This is a genomic window from Streptomyces sp. NBC_00457, assembly GCF_036014015.1.
Taxonomy (GTDB): Bacteria; Actinomycetota; Actinomycetes; order Streptomycetales; family Streptomycetaceae; genus Streptomyces.
In genome coordinates, this window is the sequence record NZ_CP107905.1 from 6065302 (window position 1) to 6079156 (window position 13855).

At 70.5% G+C, this 13855-nt stretch carries 14 protein-coding genes and 1 pseudogene; 9 read left to right on the forward strand and 6 right to left on the reverse strand.

Annotated features, from left to right (window positions below; genetic code table 11):
- Window positions 1-32 precede the first annotated feature (32 nt).
- Window positions 33-452 carry a hypothetical protein gene (locus tag OG828_RS27745; protein WP_328502633.1) on the forward strand — a complete coding sequence of 140 codons (420 nt, stop codon included), beginning with the start codon at window positions 33-35 and terminating at the stop codon, window positions 450-452.
- 40 nt (window positions 453-492) lie between these two features.
- Here the strand turns inward: OG828_RS27745 and OG828_RS27750 are convergent, their stop codons facing one another.
- Both OG828_RS27750 and OG828_RS27755 read right to left on the reverse strand, forming a co-directional pair.
- Window positions 493-1122 carry a maltokinase N-terminal cap-like domain-containing protein gene (locus OG828_RS27750; protein WP_328362510.1) on the reverse strand — a complete coding sequence of 210 codons (630 nt, stop codon included), beginning with the start codon at window positions 1120-1122 and terminating at the stop codon, window positions 493-495.
- 56 nt (window positions 1123-1178) lie between these two features.
- Entirely contained in the window at window positions 1179-2018 is an 840-nt protein-coding gene (locus tag OG828_RS27755) for an SDR family oxidoreductase (protein ID WP_328502634.1), read from the reverse strand.
- Window positions 2019-2115: 97 nt separating this feature from the next.
- Between OG828_RS27755 and OG828_RS27760 the strand changes: the two genes are divergently transcribed.
- Together OG828_RS27760 and OG828_RS27765 are read left to right on the forward strand one after the other, a co-directional pair.
- Window positions 2116-2496 (forward strand): winged helix-turn-helix transcriptional regulator, encoded by a 381-nt coding sequence (locus OG828_RS27760; RefSeq protein ID WP_328362516.1) that lies wholly within the window; start codon window positions 2116-2118, stop codon window positions 2494-2496.
- Window positions 2493-3120: pseudogene (locus tag OG828_RS27765) on the forward strand (aminoglycoside adenylyltransferase domain-containing protein). The gene OG828_RS27760 and the pseudogene OG828_RS27765 overlap by 4 nt, the downstream one beginning before the upstream one ends.
- Here the strand turns inward: OG828_RS27765 and OG828_RS27770 are convergent.
- Window positions 3108-3782 (reverse strand): SGNH/GDSL hydrolase family protein, encoded by a 675-nt coding sequence (locus OG828_RS27770; RefSeq protein ID WP_328502635.1) that lies wholly within the window; start codon window positions 3780-3782, stop codon window positions 3108-3110. The pseudogene OG828_RS27765 and the gene OG828_RS27770 overlap by 13 nt on opposite strands.
- An 89-nt stretch (window positions 3783-3871) precedes the next feature.
- On the opposite strand from OG828_RS27770, the gene OG828_RS27775 reads away from it, so the two are divergent.
- Window positions 3872-4840, forward strand: coding sequence for a WD40 repeat domain-containing protein (locus OG828_RS27775; protein WP_328502636.1), 969 nt, complete (start codon window positions 3872-3874; stop codon window positions 4838-4840).
- A gap of 21 nt (window positions 4841-4861) precedes the next feature.
- Here the strand turns inward: OG828_RS27775 and OG828_RS27780 are convergent, their stop codons facing one another.
- Window positions 4862-5278 carry a PPOX class F420-dependent oxidoreductase gene (locus OG828_RS27780; protein WP_328362525.1) on the reverse strand — a complete coding sequence of 139 codons (417 nt, stop codon included), beginning with the start codon at window positions 5276-5278 and terminating at the stop codon, window positions 4862-4864.
- Window positions 5279-5310: 32 nt separating this feature from the next.
- On the reverse strand, window positions 5311-6087 hold the full coding sequence (locus tag OG828_RS27785) for a TetR/AcrR family transcriptional regulator (RefSeq protein ID WP_328362528.1): 777 nt from the start codon (window positions 6085-6087) through the stop codon (window positions 5311-5313).
- Window positions 6088-6187: 100 nt separating this feature from the next.
- Here OG828_RS27785 and OG828_RS27790 point away from each other — a divergent pair, with 100 nt between their 5' ends.
- The 3 genes from OG828_RS27790 (at window position 6188) to OG828_RS27800 (ending at window position 8408) form a co-directional block, all read left to right on the forward strand.
- The gene (locus OG828_RS27790; protein WP_328362531.1) at window positions 6188-7159 is read left to right on the forward strand and encodes an ATP-binding cassette domain-containing protein; all 972 of its coding nucleotides are present in this window, start codon (window positions 6188-6190) and stop codon (window positions 7157-7159) included.
- Window positions 7156-7977 (forward strand): ABC transporter permease, encoded by an 822-nt coding sequence (locus tag OG828_RS27795; RefSeq protein ID WP_328502637.1) that lies wholly within the window; start codon window positions 7156-7158, stop codon window positions 7975-7977. Before OG828_RS27790 ends, OG828_RS27795 begins: the two co-directional genes overlap by 4 nt.
- 65 nt (window positions 7978-8042) lie before the next feature.
- Entirely contained in the window at window positions 8043-8408 is a 366-nt protein-coding gene (locus OG828_RS27800; RefSeq protein ID WP_328362537.1) for a hypothetical protein, read from the forward strand.
- Between the two features lie 69 nt (window positions 8409-8477).
- Here the strand turns inward: OG828_RS27800 and serC are convergent, their stop codons facing one another.
- Window positions 8478-9596, reverse strand: coding sequence for a phosphoserine transaminase (gene serC, locus OG828_RS27805; protein ID WP_328502638.1), 1119 nt, complete (start codon window positions 9594-9596; stop codon window positions 8478-8480).
- Window positions 9597-9758: 162 nt separating this feature from the next.
- On the opposite strand from serC, the gene OG828_RS27810 reads away from it, so the two are divergent.
- Both OG828_RS27810 and OG828_RS27815 read left to right on the forward strand, forming a co-directional pair.
- On the forward strand, window positions 9759-12626 hold the full coding sequence (locus OG828_RS27810; RefSeq protein ID WP_328502639.1) for an FAD-binding and (Fe-S)-binding domain-containing protein: 2868 nt from the start codon (window positions 9759-9761) through the stop codon (window positions 12624-12626).
- Window positions 12627-12816: 190 nt separating this feature from the next.
- Entirely contained in the window at window positions 12817-13776 is a 960-nt protein-coding gene (locus OG828_RS27815; protein ID WP_328502640.1) for an EamA family transporter, read from the forward strand.
- The last annotated feature ends 79 nt before the right edge of the window (window positions 13777-13855 follow it).

Consider the following 13855-nt stretch of genomic DNA (forward strand, 5'->3'; position numbering starts at 1 on the left):
ACAGTATGTGACCGCGCGGAACCATTTGCGGCATGAACGAGAGAATCGCCGCCCCCTGGATCCCGACCTGGATCCCCGCCTCCGGCCTCGCCCTCCGTCACGCCGGCATCCACTTCGATGCCGTACGCATCAGGGGAGCTGCGGGGGAACGCGTCGCCAACGAGTTGATGTCGGCCACGGACTTCGACGCGGGCCCGGTCGTCCAGGAGTTCACCGGCGAACGGAACATGTACTTCCTGTTGCCCCCGCAAACCGCGTCAGCGCACCGCTGGCCGCCCGGCGTGCGCGCACTGACGCGCGGTGACGGCGTCCTGGCGTACGTGGGCGTACCGGCGCTGACGGGGACGACCTGGCCGTTGGGCTGGCGATCGGTTCCTACGGCGGAAGTGCCGTTTGTAAGGGCGGAGTTGCTGTGGGAAGTGGTGGATCAGGTGACCGGTGCTGCGCAGTGACCGTGGGGCCGCGTGCAAACCCCGGGTCCGCTCAAGGGCTTCAGAGGGTGGCGAACGGCGCCCGCGTCCGCGTGCCGTCCGGCAGCTCCCACGCGCCGGTGATGTGCCCGAGGGACCCCTCGGGCACCTCCGTGCCGGGTCGCGGGCGTCGATGCAGGCGGAGCACGGCCGTACTGCCGGCGAGGCGAAGCTCCGTGCCGTCCTGGTCGTCGGCGGCCGTGGCGGTGGAAGGGAGGGTGGGGCCGGCGTAGGAGTGGGCGACCTCATGGTCCGGGGTGTCGCTGATGCTCTGCGCCTGGGCCTGGACGCGGCCCTCCAGTAGGGCCAGCAACTGGGTTACCAGGACCGGGTCGTGGCAGCCGTCGTAGGCCCAGCGCTTGCCCAGCACGCCGTGTTCCATCGTGCCGACGAGGGCGTGGTCGGCGCCGTCGAGGGGGGCGCCTCGGTAGGTGAGCGGTATCAGGTAGGTGACCGGGTGTGGGCCGGACGTGTCCATGGCCGCCATGAACTCGATGCCGACCTCGCCCTCCGGGTCGTCCAGCCGGAAGCCGCCCGCCTTTGTCAACTCCGGGGCGCCCGCGCCGCCTTCGTACCAGGGGCGGGTCGGCAGCCAGGTGGTGAGCAGTTCCAGCTTGGTCGGCTTGAGGGTGGTGCGGTGGATGATCGCCATGACCTCAGCCTCTCATCAGCCGTGGGGGAAAGCAGTTCCCCTTCCGCTGACCCGTCTCAGCGGAACGCCGCGATATTGCGGGCGGCCCAGTCGGCGAACGCGCGCGGGGCGCGGCCGAGGATCCGCTGGACGTCCGGGCTGATGCGCAGTTCGGCCGGGTTCGGGGAGCCGAGGATGTCCAGGGTGTCCTCGGCGAGCTCGGCCGGCATGCTGCGGGCCATGGCGGCCTTGGCCTCGTCGCGGGTGAGGCCGACGAACCGGACCGGCGAGCCCAGCGCGGCGGCGATGGCTTCCGTCTGCTGACGGGGGGTGATTACCTCCGGGCCGGTCAGCTCGTATACGTCGCCTGTGTGTCGGTCATTCAGCAGGCAGGCCGCCGCGACCTCGGCGATGTCCGCCGGGTCGATGATCGGCACCCCCACGTCGCCGAAGGGCGCGGCGACGACGCGCCGCGCGCGGATGGACTCGGCCCACCACAGGGCGTTGGAGGCGAAGCCGCCCGGCCGCAGGATGACCCATTCCAGACCGGACTCCCGCAGCGTGTCCTCCACGGCGCGCATCGCGATCCGCGTGCGGCCGAAGGGCCTGGTCGCCACGCCCTGCGAGGAGAGCAGTACGACGCGGCGGACCCCGACGGCTGCTGCTTCGCCGATGATGTCGGCCGGGTTGGCCCCGGCGGCGTGCAGGTCGTGGGAGACCAGCACGAACAGCGCCTTCGCCCCGGCCAGCGCGGGCCGGAGGCCGGCCGGCTCGGCCAGGTCGGCAGCCACATGACGGACGCCGTCCGGCACGTCCGCCGCGTGCCGTGAAACCGCCGTCACCTGCTCGCCTGCCTCGGCCAGTGCCCGCGTCAACGGCCGTCCCACATTCCCGGTAGCCCCGGTCACCACGATCATGATCAGCTCCCTGTTCGATGTCTTGTGTGGACTTCACGCTCACGCTAGGAGTAGGGCTAACTTTTGGTAAGGACATACCCTGAGGTAAGCTCCTCACGTGGCGGGAGGCGCGCAGTTCATACAGGCCGGGGCAGGCAAGCCGTATGAGGTGTTTCACACCGACTGCGCCGCGCGCGATGTGGTCGACCACGTGACCAGCAAGTGGGGCGTCTGGGTGTTGATCTCCCTGCAGAGCAACGACCTCCGCTTCTACGAGCTGCGCGAGAGCATCCAGGGCATCAGCGAGAAGATGCTCGCCCAGACCCTGCGCGCGCTGGTCCAGGACGGCCTCGTCCGGCGCGAGGTCGAGCCGACGACACCGCCTCAGGTCACCTACGGGCTGACCGAGTTCGGCCGGGACGTCGGCGAGCCGCTGAAGGAGCTGTTCGACCGCATCACACGGCAACTGCCGCCTCGCAACGCGGGCAGCGCGGAATAGGCCCCGGCATCTACCTCCACGGCTCCGCCACCCTCGGCGGCCTCCGCCCGCACAGTGACGTCGATGTCCTGGTGGTCGTACGGGAGCCCATGTCCCATGCTCAACGCCGAGCCCTGGTCAAGGCGTTGATGGACGTGTCCGGCGGGGATTCCCGCCCAGTCGAGCTCATCGTCGTCGTACAGGACGCCGTACGGCCCTGGCGGTACCCGCCCACCTGCGAGTTCCTGTACGGGGAGTGGCTGCGGGGCGACTACGAGCGCGGCCTCGTCCCCGCTGTACGGCCCGCCACCCGCCGAACTCCTCGACCCCGTCCCGCACGACGACCTGAGGCGGGCGATCATCTCCGGAGTGCCGGGGCTGATGGGTGAGTTGGAGTCCGACACACGGAACGGGCTGCTCACCCTCGCCCGTGTGTGGACCACCCTCGCCACCGGCCGGATCCGCTCCAAGGACGCGGCCGCCGACTGGGCGATCGAGCGGCTACCGGCCGCCCACCGGCCCGTGCTCGCCCACGCACGTGCCGTCTACCTGAGGGAAGAGGAGGAACGGTGGGGGGACCTGCTTTCGGGTGTGCGGCCGTGCGCCGAGTTCCTGGTACGCGCCATCTACGCTCACGCCTCGTAGGGCTCCCCCACATCCCACGCCTGATACATCGCGTCCGCGAACGCCGCCGCGATCCTGTGCTCGCCGCTCGCGTTCGGGTGGGTGCCGTCGTAGGTGTCGAAGTTGATGTCGTACGACGGTGGCGGCGACGCCAGGAGGAGGGGGGAGCGGGGCTCGTCCAGGTCGGCCACCGCCTTGGCCAGCAGTTCGTTGAAGCGGGTGACCTGGGCGGCGAAGGCGGCGTCCGTGTCGGCGCGGACGTTCGGGATCACCGGGAGGACGACCATCCGCACCTTCGGGTTCGCCGCCCGCGCCGCCGTCACGAAGGCCCGGGCGTTCTGTGCCGTCTGGTCGGCGTTCGTGTAGAAGCCCAGGTCGATCAGGCCCAGGGAGACCAGGAGCACATCGGCCCGGCACGACCGCACCGCCTCGCCGATCAGCGGGGCCATGTGCAGCCAGCCCTCGCCCCAGCCGGCGAGATGGGCGCGGGGGAAGTCGGGGTCGGCGTACTCGTACGACGTGGGGGTGCCCGTGGCCTGGTCGTACAGCGTCTCGCGCGGGCCGACCAGCTTGTACGGGCCGCCGTACGTCTCGCGCAGGTGCTGCCACAGCCGGTAACGCCATGTGTGTTCGCCCGCGCTTCCGATCGTCTGGGAGTCGCCGACGGGCATGAACCTGAGCATCCGCTCATGATGGACGATCAGCGGCGGCGGTGGGATGTGAAGCCCGACACGCTCCGTGAACGCGGGCGCGGGATGGCAGGCTTGGGGGCATGCGCCGACTGCTCGCGTTCCTTGCCGGGGTTCTCCTCGTGGGTGTGTTCGCCCTGCCCGCCTCCGCCGCCGACGGCGACGAGACCTTCTCCATCAGCGACCCCCGCATCACCGAGTCCAGCGGCCTCGCCGCCTCACGCCAGCACCCGGGCATCTACTGGACGCACAACGACCAGGACGACGGCGCCTACCTGTACGCCGTCGACAGCGCCACCGGCAAGACCGTCGCGCGGATCACCATGACCGGCGTGGGCACGCCGCGCGACGTCGAGGCGATCGCCATCGGGCCGGACAACCAGATCTGGGTCGGCGACATCGGCGACAACGACGGTGTCACCTGGCCCTATGTGTGGATCTACCAGCTGCCCGAGCCCAAGAACCTCACCGACCAGAGCGTGAAGGCCACGCAGTACGTCGTGAAGTACTCGAACGGTTCGCGGGACGCCGAGTCGATGGTCGTCCACCCCAAGACCGGGCGCGTCTACATCATCGACAAGCAGGAGGACGGCGGGCATCTCTACGAGGGCCCCGCCAAGCTCTCCGCCTCCGGGAGCAACGTCTTCAAGCCCGCCGCCGCCGTCGACCTGTGGGCCACCGACGCCGCCTTCTCGCCCGACGGCAAGCAGCTCGCCGTACGCGGATACTTCGGCGGGATCTCCTACGACTGGAACGACGGGAAGATCAAGCGGCAGGGGCGGATCAGCGTGCCGATCGGGCAGGGGGAGTCCGTCAGCTACAGCCTCGACGGCACGAAGCTGATGCTCGGGAGCGAGGGCGCGAACAGCGAGGTGGAGGCCAGGGACGCGCCCGACCGTGCCGACGAGTCCGAGTCGCCCTCCGGGAACGGGAGTTCGGCGGCGGGCGGGGACGGCGACGGCGACAGCGAAAGCTTGAAGATCGGCGCCATCGCCGTCGTCGCGACACTCGGCGTCGGCCTGTGGTTCAGGCGGCTGCTGCGGCGGTCGTAGGCCGCCCCGTCTCAGTCCTGCTCAGTCCTGCGGGTTCTCCGCCACCGGCCGCACCTCGTAGTGCAGCGTCCGCGTCCGCATCACCTTGTGGGTCAGCGGCACGAACACCCCTTGCAGGAAGGGGTACTTCTTCCGCAGCAGTCGGGCCGCGTGCTTGTCCTCGTCGCTGCCGTGGTCCAGGAGCCGGGCCCGCGCGCGGATCGCCGGACCGGTCGGGGCGCCGCGGACGGTGGAGGGCGCGATCTCCACCTCCGGGTTGTTGCGCAGGCGCTTCACCTTCGCGGCGGCGCCCGGGGTGCGGAAGTACGCGTGGTCACCCTCGACGGCGATGCTCACGGGGGTGCCGACTCCGGTGCCGTCCTTCTTGTGGCTGGTGAGGAGGACGGCCCACTGCTTGGTGAAGCGGGTGAGCTCGGGGCTCGTGCTCGTCGTATCCATGCCTTCCATACAGGCACCGATCGCCTGCTCTGTCACCCTTCGCCGCGCCGGGCGACGAACACCTCCAGGCCGTCCAGGATCCGCTGCAGGCCGAACTCGAAGTGGTCGAAGTCGGGGCCGAAGGTGTCCTCGGAGAGGGAGGCCATCACCGGGTAGCGGCCCGACGCGAGGACCTTCTCCAGTGTCGGCACCTGGGCCTGCCAGAACTCCGCGTCCGTGAGGCCGGTCCGGCGCTCCGCCTCCTGCTGGTACAGCTGCGTGCGCGCCGCGCCGACGACGTACCCGTCGATCATGATGATCGCCGAGACCAGTTCGGGGTCGCTCAGCCCCATCGGCCGGATGAGCGTGAGCACTTTCTCCATGCCGTCGAGTGCGCTCGGGCCGAGGATCGGGCGGGTCTGGTTGACCTGGAGCAGCCAGGGGTGGCGCCGGTAGAGGTCGAGGGTGGCGCGGCCCAGGGCCTCCAGCGCCGAGCGCCAGTCGCCGTCGCCGAGGTCGGCCGGGTTCTCGGACGGCTTCTGGACGCGGTCCAGCATCAGGTCGAGCAGCTCGCCCTTGCCGGGGACATAGCGGTAGAGGGACATGGTGCCGGTGCCGAGTTCGGCGGCGACCCGGCGCATGGAGAGCGCCTCCAGGCCGTCCGCGTCCGCGATCCGGACGGCTGCCTCCACGATCTGGTCCACGCTCAGCCCCGGCTTCGGGCCGCGGCTGGGCCGTCGGCCGGTGTCCCACAGCAGTTCGAGCGTGCGCCCGATGTCGCCGCTGCCGCTGGTCTCCGTGGAGCCGGTACCGCCCTTGCCGCTCGTCATGTCGTTCAGCTTAGATCCTCGCGGAAAAATTGGGTACGCTGTACGCGCAATAGGGTACGGTGTACTCAATTGAGGAAAGGCCGATGAGGAGGGGGACCCCATGAGTGACGGTTACGCGGTCCGGGCGGAAGGCCTGGAGAAGCGATACGGCGAGAAACGCGCCCTGGACGGCTTCGATCTCACCGTGCGCGAGGGCACCGTGCACGGCCTGCTCGGGCCGAACGGCGCCGGCAAGACCACCGCCGTCCGCATCCTGTCCACGCTCGTCCGGCTCGACGGCGGGAGCGCGACGGTGGCCGGCCTGGATGTCGTACGGCATCCCCGCGACGTGCGCGCGAGGATCGGGCTGACCGGGCAGTACGCCGCCGTGGACGAGGTGCTCACCGGGCGGCAGAACCTGGAGATGTTCGGCCGGCTGTTCCACCTCGGCTCAAAGCGGGCGCGGCTGCGGGCCACCGAGCTGCTGGACCAGTTCGACCTGGCCGACGCCGCCGACAAGGGCGTAGGCGGCTACAGCGGCGGCATGCGGCGCCGCCTCGACCTCGCCGCGTCGATGATCCTCGCCCCGGCGGTCCTCTTCCTGGACGAGCCGACGACCGGCCTCGACCCCCGCAGCCGCGGTGAAGTCTGGGAATCCGTACGGGCGTTGGTGGCCAGCGGCACCACCGTGCTGCTGACCACGCAGTATCTGGAGGAGGCCGACAAGCTGGCCTCCCGCATCACCGTCATCGACCAGGGGCGGTCCATCGCCGACGACACCCCGGACGGGCTGAAGAACCTCGTCGGCGGCGACCGCATCGAGGTCGTGGTCGCCGAGCGGTCCGACATCCCGCGCGTGGTGAAGGTGGTCGCCCGTGTCTCGGACGGCGAACCCGAGGCCGACGAGACCGAACTGCGCGTGCACGCGCCGGTGACCGACCGGGTGTCGGCCCTCACCGACGTCGCCCGCACCCTCCAGGACGAGGGTGTGCCGGTCGAGGACATAGGGCTGCGCAGGCCCAGCCTGGACGACGTGTTCCTGCGGCTGACCGGACACCGTACGGAGAAGACCGAGAAGGAGGCCGCGAAGTGAGCGCTCTCGACCTGACCGGGCACCCCACCCGCAGCCGCACCTACTGGGCCCTCGCCGACTGCTGGAACATCGTCCGCCGCGGCCTCACCCACTACCAGCGCCAGCCCGTCAACATCGCCTGGCAGCTGGGCTTCCCGATCCTGTCCGTCCTCCTCTACGGCTATGTCTTCGGCAGCGCCATGAAGGTGCCCGGCGGCGGGAACTACCAGGACTTCCTGATGCCGGGCATGTTCGTGATGACCATGGCCTTCGGCTTCATCAACACGGCGACCGTCGTGGTGTACGACTCCACCAAGGGCGTCATCGACCGGTTCCGCTCCATGCCGATGGCCTCCTCCGCGGTCGTCGCCGGACGCGGGGTGACCGACCTCGTCGTGGCCTGCGCGGAACTCGGCATCATGATGCTGACGGCGTTCGCGATGGGCTGGCGGCCGGACGGCGGCTTCGGCTTCCTCGCCGCCTTCGGATTGCTGTTGTGGCTCCGGTTCGCGCTGATCTGGATCGGCGTGTGGCTGGGTCTGCTCGTACCCAACCCCGAGGCGGCGGGCGGACTGTTCGCGGTCGCCTTCCCGCTGACGATGATCTCCAGCATTTTCGTCGCCCCGCAGCTGATGCCGGACTGGCTCGGCTGGGTCGCGGCCTGGAACCCGATCTCCTCCACGGCGGCGGCCACCCGCGACCTCTTCGGCTCACCGGGCGCGACCGGCGACTCCTGGGTCGAGCAGCACGCCCTGCTGATGGCGGGAGTCTGGCCGGTGATCCTCACACTGATCTTCCTGCCGCTCGCTGTACGGCGGTTCCAGAAGCTCAGCCGCTGATCGGTACGGATGTGCGCGGCGCCGCCCCCGGGCTGAGACTGGAAGGGGGCGAGTCAGGAGGAATCATGACGGCGGCGACGAAGGAAGGTACCGCGGTCGCCCTTGAAGGCGAGGGTGTGGAACTGCGCAAGACCGAACTCGGTGGCGAGATGAGCGTGGCATTCATCCACCTGCCGAAGGGCACGGACATGGAGCCGGCCATGAAGGGCCTGCCCGATGACATGTGCCAGTGCCCCCACTGGGGCTATGTGTTCAAGGGCCGTCTCCAGCTGAAGACGGCCGAGGGCGACGAAACGTACGAAGCGGGTCAGGCCTTCTACTGGGCACCCGGCCACATTCCGGTGGCGCTGGAGGACGTCGAGTTCATGGACTTCTCGCCGACGCCGGAGTTCGACCGCGTCATCGACCACGTGAAGTCCCAGATGGGCTGACGGCCGCATATATGACGATGAGGGGCGCCCGGAACTCTCAGGGCGCCCTTCATCGTCGTACCGCTGCGATCAGAGCTTCTCGATCACGTAGTCGATGCACTTGGTCAGCGCCTCGATGTCGGCCGGGTCGATCGCCGGGAACATCGCGACGCGCAGCTGGTTGCGGCCGAGCTTGCGGTAGGGCTCGGTGTCGACGATGCCGTTGGCGCGCAGCACCTTGGCGACGGCGGCGGCGTCGATCTCGTCCGTGAAGTCGATCGTGCCGATGACCTGCGAGCGCTTGGCCGGGTCGGTGACGAACGGGTTGGCGTACTTGATGTCCTCGGCCCAGCCGTACAGCGTGCGGGCGGAGGCGGCGGTGCGGCGGACCGCCCAGTCCAGGCCGCCCTGGCCGTTGATCCACTCCAGCTGGTCGTTGAGGAGGAAGAGGGTGGCGAGGGCGGGGGTGTTGTACGTCTGGTTCTTGCGGGAGTTGTCGATCGCCGTGGGGAGGCTGAAGAACTCCGGGATGTGGCGGCCGGACGCGTGGATGCGCTCGGCGCGCTCGATCGCGGCGGGGGAGAAGACGCCGATCCACAGGCCGCCGTCGGAGGCGAAGGACTTCTGCGGGGCGAAGTAGTAGACGTCGGTCTCGGACACGTCGACGGGCAGGCCGCCGGCACCCGAGGTGGCGTCCACGAGAACGAGCGCGCCCTCGTCGGCACCGGCCACGCGCTTGATCGGCATGGCGACACCGGTGGACGTCTCGTTGTGGGTGAAGGCGTAGACGTCGACGCCTTCTGCCGTGACCGGCTCGGGGTGCGTGCCCGGGTCGGTGGAGATGACGTCCGGCTCGGCGAGCCAGGGGGCGAGCTTGGCGGCCTTGGCGAACTTCGAGGAGAACTCGCCGAACGTGAGGTGCTGGGACTTGTTCTCGATCAGGCCGTGGGTCGCGATGTCCCAGAACGCGGTCGAGCCGCCGTTGCCGAGGACGACCTCATAGCCCTCGGGCAGCTGGAACAGGTCGCGGACGCCCTCGCGAACCTTGCCGACCAGGTTTTTCACCGGGGCCTGGCGGTGGGAGGTGCCCATGAGAGAGGCGCCGGTGGCGGCCAGCGCGTCCAGCGCTTCCGTCCGCACCTTGGAGGGGCCCGCGCCGAAACGTCCGTCGGCGGGCTTGATGTCAGCGGGAATCTGGATCTCAGCCACGGAGTGAGGTTAGCCGGTGGGGGAAACCTGGGTGAAACCTCGTCCGTCGGGTGAGACGGCGTTTCGGTGACCGTCCGCCCCTGGGGGCTGCCGCCCCCAGACCCCCGCTTCGGCCTGAACGGCCTCGTCCTCAAACGCCGGACGGGCTGAGAGTGTGGACGCATGAGTGATCTCGAGGCCGGTTTGCGCAAGGTCGTCCGGGGTGAGGTCGCCTTCGACGTCACCTCGCGGGCGCTGACCACCATGGACGCCTCCAACTACCGGCGCGTCCCCCTGGGTGTGGTCGCACCACATGACGCCGACGACGTCGCCGCCGTGCTGGAGGTGTGCCGGGACCACATGGTGCCGGTGGTGGCCCGTGGTGGAGGGACCTCCATCGCCGGACAGGCCACCGGCACCGGCATCGTGCTGGATTTCACCCGCCACATGAACCGGCTCGTGTCCCTGGACCCCGGGATCCGCACCGCCGTCGTCCAGCCCGGCCTCGTCCTCGACCGTCTCCAGGACGCCGCCGCCCCGCACGGACTGCGCTTCGGGCCCGACCCCTCCACCCACAGCCGGTGCACGCTCGGCGGAATGATCGGCAACAACTCCTGCGGCTCGCACTCGGTGGCGTGGGGGACCACCGCGGACAGCGTGCGGGAGCTGTCCGTGCTCACCGCGCGCGGCGAGCGACTGCGGCTCGGGCAGGGCTGGTCCGGGGCGCCGGAGGGGCTACGGGCCCTGGTGGACGGGGAGTTGGCGCGGCTGCGCACCGGATTCCCGGACCTGCCCCGCCGTATCTCCGGATACGCGCTGGACGCTCTGCTGCCCGAGAAGGGCGTCGATGTCGCCCGTTCCTTCTGCGGCAGCGAGGGCACGTTGGGCGTCCTCACCGAGGCGGTCGTACGACTGGTGGAGGCACCACGCGCGCGTGCGCTGGCCGTGCTGGCGTACGCCGACGAGAGCGCGGCGGCGGAGGCGGCGGCCGGGCTGCTGCCGTACGGGCCGCTCACGGTGGAGGGCATGGCGGCCGACATGGTGCCGTCGGCGGCCGCGCTGCCCCGGGGTGGGGCCTGGCTGTTCGTGGAGACGGGCGGTGACACACAGGCCGAGGCACGCGCGCGTGCGGAGACGATCGTGCGGGCCGCCGACGTCGTGGACGCGGTGGTCGTGACCGACCCGGCCGATCAGCGCGCCCTGTGGCGCATCCGCGAGGACGCCAGCGGTACGGCCACCCGGATGCCGGACGGCAGCGAGGCCTGGCCGGGCTGGGAGGACTGCGCGGTGCCGCCGGCCCGGCTGGGCGCGTATTTGCGGGACTTCAGGGGGCTGCTGGGCGAGCATGGGCTGCGCGGGACGCCGTATGGCCATTTCGGGGACGGCTGTATCCACGTCCGTATCGACTTCGATCTCCTCTCCGATGCGGGGATCGGCCGCTTCCGGCGCTTCTCGGAGGAGCTGGCCGAGATCGTCGTGGCGCACGGTGGTTCGCTGTCGGGGGAGCACGGGGACGGGCAGGCGCGGGCGGAGCTGCTGCCGAAGATGTACGGCGAGGAGATGGTGGGGCTCTTCGAGCGGGCGAAGGGGGTCTGGGACCCGGACGACCTGCTCAACCCCGGGATGCTGGTGCGCCCGGCGCCGCTGGACTCCAACCTCCGCTTCTCCGTCCTGCCGCGCAAACCGGTGGACGTCGTGTTCGGCTACCCGTCCGACGGTGGCGACTTCTCGGCGGCGGTACGGCGGTGCGTGGGGGTCGCCAAATGCCGTACGACATCGGCGTCCGGGTCCGCCGTCATGTGCCCGTCCTTCCGCGTGACCGGCAAGGAACAGCACTCCACGCGCGGGCGTGCCCGGCTGCTGCACGAGATGCTGGCGGGCGAGCTGGTGACCGACGGCTGGCGCTCCGAGGAGGTCCGGGACGCGCTGGATCTGTGCCTGTCCTGCAAGGGATGCCGGTCGGACTGTCCGGTCGAGGTGGACATGGCCACGTACAAGGCGGAGTTCCTGCACCACCACTACGCGGGGCGGCGTCGCCCGGCCGCGCACTACAGCATGGGGTGGCTGCCGGTGTGGCTGCGGACGGTGGCGCGTACGCGCACGGCATGGCTGGTCAATGCCCTTGCTTCCCTGCGGCCGTTGGCCCGGATCGCGAAACGGCTGGGCGGGCTCGCGCCCGAACGGGAGATTCCGCGGCTGGCGACGGAGACGTTCAGCCGGTGGTGGGGGCGGCGGGTCGAGGAGCGGGCCGGACGGATCCTGAGGCCCGTACGGGAAGGGGACGCCTCCTTCGGCGACGGCCTCCACACGGTCGCCCTGCTCTGGCCGGACACCTTCACCGAGCATCTGTCGCCGACGGTGGGACAGGCGGCCGTACGGGTCCTGGAGGCGGCGGGGATCTCGGCGGTGCCGCCGCCGACGAGGACGATGGCGGGGCGCAGGGGGCGGGTCTGCTGCGGGCTGACGTATGTGTCGACGGGCCAACTGGACCGGGCGCGGCGAATGTTGGGCCGTACGCTCGACCTCCTGGAGCCGTTGCTGGACCGGCCGGTACCGGTCATCGTCCTGGAACCCAGCTGCGCGGCAGCCCTGCGCACCGACGTCCCGGAACTCCTCCCCGACGACCCCCGCGCCCGCCGCCTCGCCGACCGCGTCCTGACCTTCGCGGAGGCGCTGGAGCAGCTGGCGCCCGACTGGACGCCGCCCCGCGTGGACCGTCCGGTGGTCGGGCAGACCCATTGCCACCAGCACGCGGTGCTGGGTGACGCGGCGGATCGGCGGTTGCGTCAATTGGCTGGCTTGGAGGGTGAGTTGAGCGGAGGCTGTTGCGGTCTCGCTGGCAACTTCGGCTTCGAGAAGGGGCACTTCGGGGTGTCGGTGGCGTGCGCGGAGGAGCAGTTGGTGCCGGCGGTGCGGGACGCGGGCGAGGGGGCGGTGGTACTGGCCGACGGCTTCTCCTGCCGGACGCAGTTGGGGGAGGTGGCGGGGGTCCGGGGGAGGCATGTGGCGGAGGTGCTGGCGGAGGTGCTGGCGGAGGGGCTGGGCGCCTGATCCGGACCACGCCGACGCTCCGCAGGCCCTGACACGCGCCGCTCAGCCTCGCACGGGTCGCGCGTCTCGTCATGAAAGACAGTGGCATAACGAGTTCACACGCCTGACGAAGTCCACTACCCTGGACTGAGCAGTGCATCATGCTGAACGAAATGACGAACGAACCCTGAGCTGACCTCTGGAAGGCCCCGTGAGCACCCCCAGCGCCGCCGCCCCGTCCGACCCGACCTCGGTTGCCGCTCCCATGACGGATCATGGGCCCGCTCCGGCGGGTGCCCCGCGCCGCTGGGGTTCCCTGGGCTCCATCGGCCTGGTGCTGTCCGCGGGCATCTCCGTGCAGTTCGGCGGCGCCCTCGCGGCGAGCCTGATGCCGCGGGCCGGGGCGTCCGGGGTGGTGACCCTGCGGCTGGTGGCCGCCGCGCTGGTCCTGCTCGTCGTCTGCAGGCCGCGGCTGCGCGGGTACACGCGTGCGGACTGGGGCACGGTCGTCGTCTTCGGCATCACGATGGCCGGGATGAACGGGCTCTTCTACCAGTCCATCGACCGCATCCCCCTGGGCCCGGCGGTCGCCCTGGAAGTCCTGGGCCCCCTGGCGCTCTCGGTCGCCGCCTCCCGCCGGGCGGTCAACCTCGTCTGGGCGGCTCTCGCCCTCGCCGGTGTCTTCCTCCTCAGCGGCGGAGGCTTCGGCGGCCTCGACCCCGTCGGTGTCCTGTTCGCCCTGGGTGCCGGCGCCATGTGGGCGGCGTACATCGTCTTCAGCGCCCGTACGGGGCGCCGCTTCCCGCAGGCCGACGGGCTCGCCCTCGCCATGGTGGTCGCCGCGCTGGTGTTCCTCCCGCTGGGCATCGCCCAATCCGGCGCGAAGCTCCTCGACCCCACGACGATCGCCCTCGGCTCGGCGGTGGCGGTCCTCTCCTCCGTCCTCCCCTACACCCTCGAACTCGTCGCCCTGCGCCGTCTCCCCGCCTCCACCTTCGCGATCATGATGAGCCTGGAACCGGCCATCGCCGCGACGGCGGGCTTCCTCATCCTCCACCAGGCCCTCTCCGCCACCGAGGCCGCCGCGATCGCCCTGGTCATCGCGGCCAGCATGGGGGCGGTACGGACGCAGGTGGGGCGGGGGAACGTGAAGGGGCTGGAGGCGCACTGACCTGGGGCTGTTCTGAGGCCGACCCGAATCGGGTCTGAATCCGGCCGCTAACAATGCAAGCACGCTTGCTTGTTTCTCG

Excerpts from the sequence above, each read along its gene's own strand:
- OG828_RS27745 (WP_328502633.1), top strand. The coding sequence starts at position 33 with ATGAACGAGAGAATCGCCGCCCCCTGGATCCCGACCTGGATCCCCGCC.
- OG828_RS27750 (WP_328362510.1), bottom strand. The coding sequence starts at position 1,122 with ATGGCGATCATCCACCGCACCACCCTCAAGCCGACCAAGCTGGAACTG.
- OG828_RS27755 (WP_328502634.1), bottom strand. The coding sequence starts at position 2,018 with ATGATCGTGGTGACCGGGGCTACCGGGAATGTGGGACGGCCGTTGACG.
- OG828_RS27770 (WP_328502635.1), bottom strand. The coding sequence starts at position 3,782 with ATGCTCAGGTTCATGCCCGTCGGCGACTCCCAGACGATCGGAAGCGCG.
- OG828_RS27775 (WP_328502636.1), top strand. The coding sequence starts at position 3,872 with ATGCGCCGACTGCTCGCGTTCCTTGCCGGGGTTCTCCTCGTGGGTGTG.
- OG828_RS27780 (WP_328362525.1), bottom strand. The coding sequence starts at position 5,278 with ATGGATACGACGAGCACGAGCCCCGAGCTCACCCGCTTCACCAAGCAG.
- OG828_RS27785 (WP_328362528.1), bottom strand. The coding sequence starts at position 6,087 with ATGACGAGCGGCAAGGGCGGTACCGGCTCCACGGAGACCAGCGGCAGC.
- OG828_RS27790 (WP_328362531.1), top strand. The coding sequence starts at position 6,188 with ATGAGTGACGGTTACGCGGTCCGGGCGGAAGGCCTGGAGAAGCGATAC.
- OG828_RS27800 (WP_328362537.1), top strand. The coding sequence starts at position 8,043 with ATGACGGCGGCGACGAAGGAAGGTACCGCGGTCGCCCTTGAAGGCGAG.
- OG828_RS27810 (WP_328502639.1), top strand. The coding sequence starts at position 9,759 with ATGAGTGATCTCGAGGCCGGTTTGCGCAAGGTCGTCCGGGGTGAGGTC.